This is a genomic window from Candidatus Arsenophonus nilaparvatae (assembly GCF_045346035.1).
Lineage (GTDB): Bacteria > Pseudomonadota > Gammaproteobacteria > Enterobacterales > Enterobacteriaceae > Arsenophonus > Arsenophonus nilaparvatae.
The window spans coordinates 2306268-2318288 of the sequence record NZ_CP158507.1; the positions used below are offsets into that span (position 1 = coordinate 2306268).

At 37.5% G+C, this 12021-nt stretch carries 9 protein-coding genes and 4 tRNA genes; 5 read left to right on the forward strand and 8 right to left on the reverse strand.

Going from position 1 to position 12021, the window contains the following annotated elements:
- Window positions 1-2: 2 nt before the first annotated feature.
- Together dapF and WH390_RS10875 are read right to left on the reverse strand one after the other, a co-directional pair.
- Window positions 3-827 carry a diaminopimelate epimerase gene (dapF, locus tag WH390_RS10870; RefSeq protein ID WP_032114341.1) on the reverse strand — a complete coding sequence of 275 codons (825 nt, stop codon included), beginning with the start codon at window positions 825-827 and terminating at the stop codon, window positions 3-5.
- 17 nt (window positions 828-844) lie between these two features.
- On the reverse strand, window positions 845-1048 hold the full coding sequence (locus WH390_RS10875; RefSeq protein ID WP_032114340.1) for a lipoprotein: 204 nt from the start codon (window positions 1046-1048) through the stop codon (window positions 845-847).
- Window positions 1049-1133: 85 nt separating this feature from the next.
- Between WH390_RS10875 and cyaY the strand changes: the two genes are divergently transcribed.
- Window positions 1134-1457, forward strand: coding sequence for an iron donor protein CyaY (gene cyaY, locus WH390_RS10880; RefSeq protein WP_032114339.1), 324 nt, complete (start codon window positions 1134-1136; stop codon window positions 1455-1457).
- A gap of 30 nt (window positions 1458-1487) precedes the next feature.
- Here the strand turns inward: cyaY and WH390_RS10885 are convergent, their stop codons facing one another.
- Window positions 1488-4055 (reverse strand): class I adenylate cyclase, encoded by a 2568-nt coding sequence (locus tag WH390_RS10885; RefSeq protein ID WP_052044771.1) that lies wholly within the window; start codon window positions 4053-4055, stop codon window positions 1488-1490.
- A gap of 555 nt (window positions 4056-4610) precedes the next feature.
- On the opposite strand from WH390_RS10885, the gene hemC reads away from it, so the two are divergent.
- The 4 genes from hemC to hemY are packed head-to-tail and all read left to right on the forward strand — an operon-like array spanning window position 4611 to window position 8742.
- Complete coding sequence (hemC, locus tag WH390_RS10890; RefSeq protein WP_032114338.1) at window positions 4611-5552, forward strand: hydroxymethylbilane synthase; 942 nt, start codon at window positions 4611-4613, stop codon at window positions 5550-5552.
- Entirely contained in the window at window positions 5549-6286 is a 738-nt protein-coding gene (gene hemD / locus WH390_RS10895; RefSeq protein ID WP_032114337.1) for a uroporphyrinogen-III synthase, read from the forward strand. The genes hemC and hemD overlap by 4 nt, the downstream gene beginning before the upstream one ends.
- A 21-nt stretch (window positions 6287-6307) precedes the next feature.
- Window positions 6308-7552: a uroporphyrinogen-III C-methyltransferase gene (gene hemX / locus WH390_RS10900; protein ID WP_406850579.1), complete on the forward strand. Its 1245-nt coding sequence runs from the start codon at window positions 6308-6310 to the stop codon at window positions 7550-7552.
- Window positions 7549-8742 carry a protoheme IX biogenesis protein HemY gene (hemY, locus tag WH390_RS10905; protein WP_032114336.1) on the forward strand — a complete coding sequence of 398 codons (1194 nt, stop codon included), beginning with the start codon at window positions 7549-7551 and terminating at the stop codon, window positions 8740-8742. Before hemX ends, hemY begins: the two co-directional genes overlap by 4 nt.
- 1186 nt (window positions 8743-9928) lie before the next feature.
- On the opposite strand, the gene WH390_RS10910 is transcribed toward hemY, so the two are convergent.
- The 5 genes from WH390_RS10910 to WH390_RS10930 all read right to left on the reverse strand — a co-directional run bounded on the left by WH390_RS10910 (window position 9929) and on the right by WH390_RS10930 (window position 11924).
- A tRNA-Pro gene (locus WH390_RS10910) sits at window positions 9929-10005 on the reverse strand.
- 57 nt (window positions 10006-10062) lie between these two features.
- Window positions 10063-10149 (reverse strand) — tRNA-Leu (locus tag WH390_RS10915).
- A 19-nt stretch (window positions 10150-10168) separates the two neighbouring features.
- Window positions 10169-10244: transfer RNA gene (locus tag WH390_RS10920), tRNA-His, on the reverse strand.
- A gap of 73 nt (window positions 10245-10317) precedes the next feature.
- A tRNA-Arg gene (locus WH390_RS10925) sits at window positions 10318-10394 on the reverse strand.
- 153 nt (window positions 10395-10547) lie between these two features.
- Window positions 10548-11924: an amino acid permease gene (locus tag WH390_RS10930; RefSeq protein ID WP_032114335.1), complete on the reverse strand. Its 1377-nt coding sequence runs from the start codon at window positions 11922-11924 to the stop codon at window positions 10548-10550.
- Window positions 11925-12021 lie beyond the last annotated feature (97 nt).

A 12021-nucleotide genomic window follows, 5' to 3' on the forward strand; every position in this document is an offset into this window, starting at 1 on the left:
ACTTAGAAATGAATAACACCATCATAAACATGTGTCGCAGGGCCTGTCATAAACAGTGGATGACCCAGTCCATTCCAACGAATTTTTAGCATGCCACCAGGTAAATCAACACGGACATTTTTTTTTAATAAACCTTGCTGAATACCGATAGCAACAGCAGCACAGGCACCACTTCCACAAGCCTGTGTTTCTCCTACACCACGTTCATGTACACGTAATCGAATGTGTTCATGATCAATAACCTGCATAAATCCTATATTAGCTCGCTCAGGAAAACGTTCATGCTTTTCAAGCATCGACCCTAATAAAGCAACTTCAGCCGTGTCAATATTTTCAACCTGTAATACACAATGAGGGTTACCGATAGAAACCACGCCACATAATATTGTTTGTTGCTGAGTTCTAATTATATAAGTTTTCTCAGCTTTTTGCGCTTTAAATGGTACTTTATTTGGCTCAAACTCAGGAACTCCCATATTGACACAAACATCTTCATTTTCTGCTACTGATAATGTCAACCTGCCAGATTGAGTACTTACCTTGATATCGCGTTTATTGGTCAGTTTTTTAAGGCGAACAAAACGAGCAAAACAACGGGCACCATTACCACATTGAGCCACTTCACTACCATCGGCATTAAAAATACGATAATGAAAATCAAGATCGGGATCATAAGGTGCTTCAACAACTAAAAGCTGATCAAATCCAATTCCCTTATGTCGATCTGATAAACGACAAATAAGTTCAGGAGAAAAATAAACATTCTGAGTAACGGCATCTACCACCATAAAATCGTTACCCAAACCATGCATTTTGGAGAATTGCATTTTCTACTCCATCTTAATCAATTGGCTATTTTATCATTACTCGATTTTTGCAATGTTTCGGTCTGTATCGATTGATGTTCTGTCTCTTTAGACGATATCGTACTTTCAGTCTTTTGCTCCGCTGTTGCTTTTGCTGGAAAATAGAGTGGCCCTTTCAAACCACAAGCAGAAAGTAAGGTTAAAGATATCGATGTCATAAATAGCCAAAGTAATTTTTTCATTATGTTAACGCCCGCATGTTTAAATCATTATCCTTTATAATCTATAATCGCAGTTAGGCGTAGAAAAGCAAATAGGAAATTGACGATGACAGACACAGAATTTCATCAACTGGTTGATAAAGTGATGAATAAAATAGAAGAACAACTTGATCAGTATGATGGTAATAATGATATCGATTGCGAAACCCATGGCGGTATTATGACACTAACCTTCGAAAATGATAGTAAAATTATTATCAACCGCCAAGAACCACTCCATCAAATATGGCTAGCTACACGGTCAGGTGGTTACCACTTTAATTATAAAATAGACAATTGGTATTGTACTCGCAGTAATAAAAATTTTATCCAAATATTAGCCTATGCTATTAGTGAACAAAGTGGTGAACCATTTTCATTTGATCTCTAACTGCGAAAAAACAAATATCATTCTTTATTACTAATGTATATAAAAACTAATACCTGATTCTTCTCGACAGACATTCTCATTGAACGGTGAGTTTGAAAATGAGCTAGACAAATAAGGAATGACTTGATTTTTATCTTCTACTTTTATTATCTGATAAAATTGCGGTAAATTGAAATTAACTAAACTTGCACGGTAGGTAGAACGATAATGTGAGGATGAGTAAAAACGGCTAACATCCCTAACAAGTTCTTCTTTGTTTCCTTCACAGTGTGAATAAATTTCCACCCGGTTTTTTTCATCTAAAATATAGATATTAAAACCATGATTCTCTTCTGTATCCTCAAAGAAGAATTGTACAATCCCTTCACTGGCATAACCATCAACAACTAAAGGTAAATGATAAGTTTCTTTTATATCCAATTTTATCGGCAAACCATGTAATTTATTATTAGAAATTGCACCATAAAATTCGACTGCATTTTCCAATTTCTGCACTGAAACATTCAAACGCTCAAAAAATAATCCCCAAGTCTGACCTGCAATACGTAGTGCCTTGAAACGCCCTGAGTCATTACAACTGCTTGATAGACGTAATTCAATACATTCTGAAACCAGCTGTTGAACACGTGTACCGATCAACCCTCTCATATGTTGGCTATAGCAGAAAACTTCAACCACATCTGGCAGTTCAGCATCTTGATGCATTTTGCCCAGGATCGTTTTTAATGCTTCCAACATAGATTGCTCACCGGAGAAATGCAGTGTTCTTACCTCATTCCAAGAGTTACGATACAGTAGATCAATACTACTCACTAAGCATTGCGGTGGATCACCAAAACTCAATATGTCTAATTTACGTAAATCAAAATGAATAATTTGATCAGAAAACACCGCTGTCGGATCTTTCTCTAAATTAACAATAATGGCTAAATGGCGAATTTCACAGGGACTATATAAAGCTTTTGGTGTGGGTGCTAGTAATCGAATAGGAAAATTTGTGGTTATATCATTAATAAATTGATGTAATTTATTCTCATCACATTGTGAACCACCATTATGAATATAAATATGGGATTGTTCTGTCAATAAACCATTGAAGTAAGTCCATGCCACTAATTTACTAAGATAACGGTTATATTCTAAAGGTTGGTGTCCAATGATAGAATCAATAGTTGGCGCCTTATTATATAAGTACCAACCACTGCGATTGGCGCGCCTAGCAGGAACATAAATAAAAGTAAGATGACTTTCAGATAGATCTGGTGAAATTTGCGGATTAACTAAAGTGACTTTGCCAGGTAATACTTCAAAGGCGGCATACAATTTCCTTGTCAACACACCAATATCTTGTGGGCTTGCACTAATCCGTAAATTATTACGACGGGCAAAGCGAATAAGATTACGATAACTTTGCATCATGGTGTCGAGTAATTCATTATGTGCATCTCGAACCTGCGCTATTTTCCAATAATTTCGTTTGTCGAGGACGCTTAATCGCTCTGTATTCCACTCCCATGAAGTAACAAGCTGTGATAACACCTGCCTGCGCCAACTACCACTCACCGAGGTACTATTTTTATCAGACAATTTTTCACAAACTTTGAGGTAAAAACAGCGACGAATCAAATCAAGGCGTTTAAAATCACCGATTTCCATTAAATAACGGGTAACGCGTTCTAACATTAAACAATAGGCATCCAGACCATAGGAAACAATTTCCCCGGCATGCAAACGTTTCTTAAATTCCATTGCCAGCAACATACCATGCGGATAATTCCAGGAATAAGCTTCCAGTAAAATACTTTTCAGCACCGCTTTATAAGGAGAATCAACACTTTTATACAATTGCCACAAGCTAGCACCAAAATACTCTTCAGCCGATAATTCACCTAAGCCGCCTAAATCCAACCACTCATTTGGCGTTAATACTCCCCGCGCGTACAAAAATAAAACATATTCATCATAATTGGCTTCTTCTTCTGCGGGTACCATCATCCATAGCAAACGTTTCCCAGCCATACGAACCGCTGTACGATAAAATTCATCCAATAGCAATATATGTTGTGTTGTTCCGCAATCTTCATCGCTCAAACTACCACTCGTATGGTGGCGAAAACGATTTTCATCAATTAAAAAGAAAGTAACATCTATACCAAGCGAGGACGCCCATTGCTCAATTAATGTACATTTTTTTTGTAGCAGTTGTCTTTCTTCTTGATCTAACCATGATTGATGACATACCCAAATATCTAAATCAGAAACATCACTTTGCCCGATTGATGATGTACTTCCCATGGAATAAATACCTGTAATAGGTAATTCACCATTGGTTTGTTGTGAAGATAGTTCACAAAAAAGATATGCCTCAAACTGCTTTAACCAATTAATTTGCTGAGCATCAGGCGCAAAAAAACAGACACCAGCAGGTACATTACCTTCTATATAACCAGGTAACATGGGATGATGATAATTTAATAAAACTGGCAGCAATCCATATACATGCTTGAACGCTTCATTCATAGAAGATGATGCTCGTTCCAGTCGTAATTGATTGATCGCATCCAATCTTTGCTTTAGTGTCTCAATATAAAGATACAAAAGTTTTGCCTGAATTAACTTTAAAAAATAAATAACCTTAACTCAGCCATTGGTTCCTTGGGTATTGGGGAACGATAACAGCGATAAGCTTTTTGAATAGGTTGCTAGAAACGTGATCAATTTAACATTTTGTACCAAAAGGGTAAAGTACATTACACCTACATTAACTGTTCATTTTTCACACTAAATGCTTTCCATTCTTTTACCTAAAAAATCTTTTTCGTTTCTAAGAATTTCAAATAGATGATCTGTATAAAAAAAGGAAACAATTGGTTAAATTTTCTTATCAAATTTTTATAATTACCTCCATTAATAAATATTCAGATAAATATAAAAAAATTAATTGAATATGTATTTATTTGCTTTAATCCAATAACAAAAAATCACCTTGCAACTGTTGTAAACCACTTTTTCCTGTTTACAAATTGAACTATGCATTAGCTATATTTATTAAGTGTTCAGCTACAACTGGAAAAAAACTTACCAAAATGTTAAAACTGTCTACCTTTCCTTTATAATTCACTCATAATCTAATTACCTAAGAAAAATAAAAATATGTCAACACAAACACTGCGTATCGCAACAAGGAAAAGTCCATTAGCAATGTGGCAAGCGATTTTCATAAAAACACAATTAGAAAAGCATCATCCAACACTAACGATTGAACTCATTCCCATGAGTACTCAAGGTGATATCCTACTTGATACTCCCTTGGCTAAAATTGGTGGCAAAGGACTTTTTGTCAAAGAATTAGAAAATGCACTACTAGAAAACCGAGCTGATATTGCTGTTCATTCTATAAAAGATATTCCCGCAACTTTTCCTAATAACTTAGGATTAATGGCTATTTGCCAGAGAGGAGATCCTCGTGATGCTTTTGTATCCAATCAGTACGATTCCCTTGATGCGCTTCCAGCTGGGAGTATTATAGGAACATCAAGCCTACGCCGCCAATGCCAACTACGTCATACTTATCCCCACTTGGTTATTCGAGATCTGCGTGGTAACGTCGGAACACGGTTGAGTAAATTAGATAATGGTGAATACGATGGTATTATTCTTGCTGCAGCTGGCTTAAAACGTCTAAGTTTAGAAACACGCATACGTATGCCACTGCCACCAGAGCAGTCATTACCAGCAGTTGGGCAAGGCGCAATTGGTATTGAATGCCGTCTAGATGACTATCACACACAACATTTTCTAGCGTCATTACATCATCATGATACTGCTATCTGTATTCAAGCAGAACGAGCCGTCAACAATCGATTGGAAGGTGGCTGCCAAGTCCCAATAGGTAGTTATGCTATTTGGCAAAATAAACAAATTTGGCTTAGAGCGCTAGTTGGTGCACCCGATGGTAGTCAAATTATTCGTGCAGAAAGATATTTTACCTCTGAAGACGCTCAACAAGCGAGTATTGAACTTGCGGAGGAGTTACTCAATAACGGTGCCAAACAAATTCTTAACAAAATTTCGCCAGGAGCATTTTCTCGATGAGTATATTGGTCACCAGACCAAACCCCAGCGGTGAAAAACTTGTTCAACGTATTAGGTCATTAGGAAAAATGGCATTTCATGCTCCACTGATTGAAATTATGCCAGGTAATGAACTAGCCCTTCTGCCGACTAAATTAGCCAGGCTAACTAATGGTGATCAGGTTTTTTTCTTATCGCCAAATGCGGTATGGCATGCTAATTCAGCACTTTATTTAGCAGGACGAAAATGGCCTGATACGCTATCCTATTATGGTATAGGGCACTCAACAGCATCGACTTTTCACCGATTAACTAATTTGCCTATTCAACTATCTCAAGCTGGTGAAACTAGTGAGACATTAATTGAATTACCTGATTTACAATCAATATTAGGCAAAAAATCTTTGTTATTGCGGGGTAACGGTGGACGTGAACTACTCGCCGCAACGTTAAAATCGCGCGGAAGTCATATTGATTATTGTGAGTGTTATCAACGTCAACCAATAAAATATGATCGACAAACTTTCCAGTTGCAATGGCGGCAGGCAAATATTAAAACAATTATTGTTACCAGTGGCGAAATGTTACATTTATTATTTAACTTAATTACAGATGATGTTAAACCTTGGTTGCTTTCTCGCCACTTGATTATTGTCAGTGAACGTTTGGCCAGTACTGCTTACCAATTAGGATGGCAATCAGTCAAAGTAGCCAAAAGTGCTAATAATGATGCTTTAATTCAGGCATTAATGTAAACCGATATTGAGATATTAATTATGACGGAACAGAATAAACCGAATGAGGTGAATGAAAACCCATCAAATGCCTCAAAGACAGCAACGCAATCTACCGCCAAAAATGGTAACCCCCATAGGCAAAAGCGTTCTGGTCTGTTTGGTAGTATAATTACTATCGTTCTTATTATCATACTCGGTGGTGGCTTCTATTATTATCTTCATCTAAAACATCAACAAATAGTCAATGAAAGCAGTGAATTACAACAACAAATAAATGAATTACTACGTCAACAAGAAACAGAAAAACAGCAAATTAACCAATTGGTTGAATCCCAGCGTATTAGCCAGTTAGATAAAAAAGAATATGAGCAACAACTTGAACAACGCGTCGAAGAATTACAAGCACAAATAACAACACTTTCAAGTACAGATGTGAAACGCTGGTTACTTGCCCAAGCTGATTTCTTAGCCAAAATGGCTGGCCGAAAACTTTGGAATGACTATGATCCCGTTACTGCGATTGCCTTATTAAAAAGTGCTGATGCAAGTCTAGCAGAAATGAATGATCCTAATTTAATTGAGATCCGAAAAACGCTTAATAATGATATCAGTGGGCTATCAGCCATTACCCAAATTGATTATGACGGAATTATTTTAAAGCTTAATCAACTGAGCAGTGATATCGATAATTTACGCATAAATGATAGTGCTCCAGATGGTAACCCCATGGATGAGGATAGCACCGAACTTTCCAATAATATTGCTGATTGGAAACAAAATCTTAGCCAAAGTTGGAAAAGTTTTAGTAAAAATTTTATTACTATTCGTCGTAGGGATTCTCATGAAACTCCTTTACTTGCACCAAATCAGGACATTTACCTACGCGCCAATATTCGAGCACAACTACTTATTGCCGCCCAAGCCGTACCTCGTCATCAAGAGCAAATTTATAAACAATCTTTAGAGCAAGTTTCAACCTGGATTCGAATTTACTTTAATACCAACGACGCAGCAACAAAAGCCTTCCTTACCGAAGTCGATAAACTGATTGAACAACCGATTACAATGGATATTCCCAGCGAGTTAAAAAGTTTATTACTACTCGATAAAGCGTTGCAAAAACGTATTCAAGGGCAAATCCCTTCTTCTCCAACACCGAAACCGCAAAAAACGCAACCAACCAACGAAAAGAGAACAAATCATGACATAAAAATAGTTCCTCCTGCTCCAACAGAAGAAGCGGTAAAACCTAGCAATAAAACCGCCCAGGAGGGAACGGCATGATAAAAGTACTGATCCTTTTTATTGTACTGATTGCTGGCATCATTATTGGTCCCATTGTCGCCGGGCACCAAGGTTATGTACTGATCCAAACCAACAACTACGATATTGAAACCAGTGTAACCGGTTTAGTCACCTGTTTTATTATTTTACAATTTATTTTTTGTTTGCTTGGCTGGTGCTATCGTCGTATTCGCGGTACCTCATCATTTACCCATAATTGGCTAAAAGGCCGTAAATATCATAAAGCGCACAGTCAAACACAAAAAGCATTACTAAAATTAGCGGAAGGTGATTTTTCACAAGTCGAAAAACTACTGATAGGTCATGCTGACTATGCAGAACAACCGGTTGTTAACTATCTGCTGGCAGCAGAAGCCGCTCAACAACGTGGTGATGAGTATCGTACCAATCAATATCTTGAGCGGGCAGCAGAAGTCGCGGGTAACCATCAACTTCCTGTTGATATTACACGCGTGCGTATACAGCTTGCTGAAGGTAAAATTCATGCAGCACGCCACGGTGTTGATAAATTACTGGATCAGGCACCACGGCACCCTGAAGTCTTAAGAATGGCAGAACAAGCCTATCAACGTTCAGGAGCTTATCAAGCGCTTATTGAACTTTTGCCTATTATGCAAAAAGAAAAGTTATATAGTGCAGAAGAGATCGATAAATTACGTAAAGACGCCTATAAAGGTTTGATTAATCAATATATGGCTGAAGGTGGCAGCGAAAATTTAAAAGATTGGTGGCAGTCTCAAGGACGTAAAATACGTCATGATCCGGTACTACAATCGATCGTTGCTGCTCGCCTTATTGAATGCGACGATAGCGAAGCAGCAGAAAAAATTATTATTACAGGCTTAAAACAGCAATATGATGAGCATCTTTTATTGCTGGTTCCTCGTTTACAAATTAGCGATAGCAAAGCAATGAATAAAATCCTGACCAATCTAATAAAACAGTCAGGTGGTGCCACTCCCTTACTAAATAGTACATTAGGTCAACTGGCATTACAGCATGGCGAATGGCAAGAAGCGGAAAAATATTTTAAGTCTGCTTTAGCACAACGTCCTGATGCTCACGACTTTGCTTGGCTTGCTGATGCTTTAGATAAACAACATAAAGTGGAAGAAGCAGCACAAATTCGCCAACATGGCTTACTTTTTTCATTAAAGCATGAAAATTGATGACTCCCTATTCTCTATTGTTTTGATCCCGCCTCTAACTTATGGAGGCTTTTTTTACCTTTATCGATTGATTTGACATTTTTAACGTAAAACATTTGGATCAAATAGCATCAATAATATTATTTAATAATTACCTGTTGAATAAAATTTTAGCTTTGCTAAATAATTAACAAAATAAAAAAACACCTATCAAAAGATAGGTGTCAAAATACAATCAGGTCTACAGACGGATTGTGCCTCACTCAACGTTGCGTCCGGTTGGTGATGGATATTATGCATCGATAACGTGGACAATAGGCACATCAAATTGGCTCTGCGTCATCCAATAGTTTATGAAGCTAAAGCTATCACAAGAAGCAGGATGAGCATCTACACTCTATCTTAGAGCATAATTCATGCCAAATATTACTTTTTACTCAAAGATAATCTTTTTGCGCCTATTATTGAATAAATATTCACCAATTAACTATTGTTTGCCTTTTAACAAAATAATTTTATTTACTTTAATTGCCACAATTCACGATACACATTATCAAACTGTCTCTTATTAGAGACGTTATAGCAATATTTATATTTTTTCTTTATTTTTCATGAAATAAAATGTCTCTATATTGAGACATTGATTACTAGCTTTGTTGTTAAAACACGACAAACTTTTAAAAATAGATAAAAAACAACATTTTAAATACAATTATGCTATTTTTTCGCTATAAAAATAGGGAAGTCGATGTTGACAGATAACGCGTATAAACTAACTTATTCACACTTATTTGTTTACTAAATATAATGGTATAATTAGCATAGCTCTTTATTAGCCACTTATTACGCTCTCTACTGACTTCTCACTCCGACTTTTACCGCCACCCTTTGAGGCGTTAGGTGAAATCTCCACCAAGTAAAAACGCATTATTCTTCATCACACAATCACCGCATTTATGCTATTTCGCCTTAATAATGAAAGTCTTGTAGTTTTTAGTCCATTCCGCTTGCTTGGCTGCGCCTGCTATGCATGAGCTCATGACTTACGCTACACGCTTACTCCCATATTTGGTTGCTGGCATGTAATTGCACTTCAATTAATTTGCTATGATACGCTTATGACAAAACTTTCACTCGCAGGAATGCGCCCATACTGGGCACACAAAAGAAAAAACCCTGCTATAAATTGCAGGGTTTCTTTAAAATTTGGTCGGCGAGAGAGGATTCGAACCTCCGACCCACTGGTCCCAAACCAGTTGCGCTACCAGGCTGCGCTACTCGCCGAAAAAAATCTCTATTTAACAATGTTTTTTATGTAATTTTTAAAACTTATTTATATTATGGTGCGAAAGGGGGGACTTGAACCCCCACATCCGTAAGGATACTAACACCTGAAGCTAGCGCGTCTACCAATTCCGCCACCCTCGCAAACTACATAAAACAAATATGGGGTGACTAATGGGATTCGAACCCACGACAACCGGAATCACAATCCGGGGCTCTACCAACTGAGCTATAGCCACCATAAAATCTTTAAAAATTCAGTTCATTGTATACAACATTAATCTACTACACCGTAGCAGAGCACGCATTAAATGGCGCGCCCGACAGGATTCGAACCTGAGACCTCTGCCTCCGGAGGGCAGCGCTCTATCCAGCTGAGCTACGGGCGCTTAACTCCGTTGCGGGTGAGGATAGTACGGATTTAATAGCATGCTGTCCAGTGATTTTTTAAATAAAAAGATTATTTGCTTATGCTTTATCCATTTCAATCATAAAATTAACCTTACCATCACTTTTCAATCAGTAAAACAGGTTATTGCTAATCATTTTTTCATTGTTTTATGACGGAAAAGACGATTCAAAAAATAGATCACAGAAACAATCAATAAAAACACGCCGCCAACAATTAATGATAAACGCGTATCTGGATTAATTGCCATGCCAACAAGTACACATGCCAAAAAAAGCAGGGTCAAATAATTCACGTAAGGAAATAATACTGATTTGAAAGTATGTTGGGCTAATTGCTGTTGATGCACTTGCCGAAAACGCAATTGACTCAATAAAATAACAAACCAGGGTATCATTCCAGGCAATACACTTGCACTATAAACATATACAAAAACCGCTTGTGGATCAGGGATAATATAGTTAAGACCTGAGCCAACAATAAGGCATAAAATTGTTAGCATAATACATCGTGCAGGCACACCATTTGCGGTCACTTTCAGTAAAGATTTTGGCAGTTGACCATTCTGTGCTAAAGCATAAATCATACGCCCGCCACTATACATGCCACTATTACAGCCTGATAATGCCGCTGTAAGTACCACAAAATTAATTACCGCAGCTGCCGATACAATACCTACTTTTGCAAACATTAGCACAAATGGACTACCATTTTGACCAATCTCTGTCCAAGGAAATAACGTTACAACAATAAAAATAGCACCGACATAAAAAATCAAAATTCGCCATAAAATATTATTAATAGCTTTCTTTAATGTGACCTGCGGATTTTTTGCTTCTCCCGCAGTAATACCAACTAATTCAACGCCTTGATAAGAGGCAACAACAATACAAAGCGCAAATAAAAAGCCTTGCCAGCCACCGGCAAAAAACCCACCATGCTCAGTCAAATTGGCTAAACCAATCGGTTCAAAGTTATTGCCAATACCAACAAAAATCAACCCTAATCCAATCAAGATCATCACAATAATCGTGGTAACCTTAATCATAGCAAACCAGAATTCCAATTCACCGTACAAACGTACTGCGGCCAGATTAGCTAATGCAACAAGTACAACTGCAATCAACGCAAAAATCCATTGTGGAACCTCAGGAAACCAGAATTCCGCGTAGACACCAATCGCTGTGATCTCTGATATACCGACAGCGACCCACATGAACCAATAACCCCATGCCGTTAAACATCCCCAATAAGGGCTCAAATATTTATAACCAAACGAGGCAAAAGCGCCAGTAACAGGTTCAAGAAACAGCATTTCTCCCATTGAACGCATAATAAAAAAAACGAATAATCCAGCAACAATATAAGCCAGTAATACAGAAGGTCCTGCCCACTTTAACGTACTGGCAGAACCCATAAATAAACCAACACCAATTGTTCCACCTAATGCAATAAGTTCAATATGCCTCGCTTCAAGGCCACGACTGAGACCTTGTTCCGGTTTCCCCATAGCAATTTCCTGCCCTTTCAATAATCACTTAATACCATATGACCTTCATGGTCAAAATGACAGATAATAGTGCCATAATGAAAACATGTTTTTAATA

Excerpts from the sequence above, each read along its gene's own strand:
- hemD (WP_032114337.1), top strand. The coding sequence starts at position 5,549 with ATGAGTATATTGGTCACCAGACCAAACCCCAGCGGTGAAAAACTTGTT.
- dapF (WP_032114341.1), bottom strand. The coding sequence starts at position 827 with ATGCAATTCTCCAAAATGCATGGTTTGGGTAACGATTTTATGGTGGTA.
- hemC (WP_032114338.1), top strand. The coding sequence starts at position 4,611 with ATGTCAACACAAACACTGCGTATCGCAACAAGGAAAAGTCCATTAGCA.
- cyaY (WP_032114339.1), top strand. The coding sequence starts at position 1,134 with ATGACAGACACAGAATTTCATCAACTGGTTGATAAAGTGATGAATAAA.
- hemY (WP_032114336.1), top strand. The coding sequence starts at position 7,549 with ATGATAAAAGTACTGATCCTTTTTATTGTACTGATTGCTGGCATCATT.
- WH390_RS10930 (WP_032114335.1), bottom strand. The coding sequence starts at position 11,924 with ATGGGGAAACCGGAACAAGGTCTCAGTCGTGGCCTTGAAGCGAGGCAT.
- WH390_RS10875 (WP_032114340.1), bottom strand. The coding sequence starts at position 1,048 with ATGAAAAAATTACTTTGGCTATTTATGACATCGATATCTTTAACCTTA.
- hemX (WP_406850579.1), top strand. The coding sequence starts at position 6,308 with ATGACGGAACAGAATAAACCGAATGAGGTGAATGAAAACCCATCAAAT.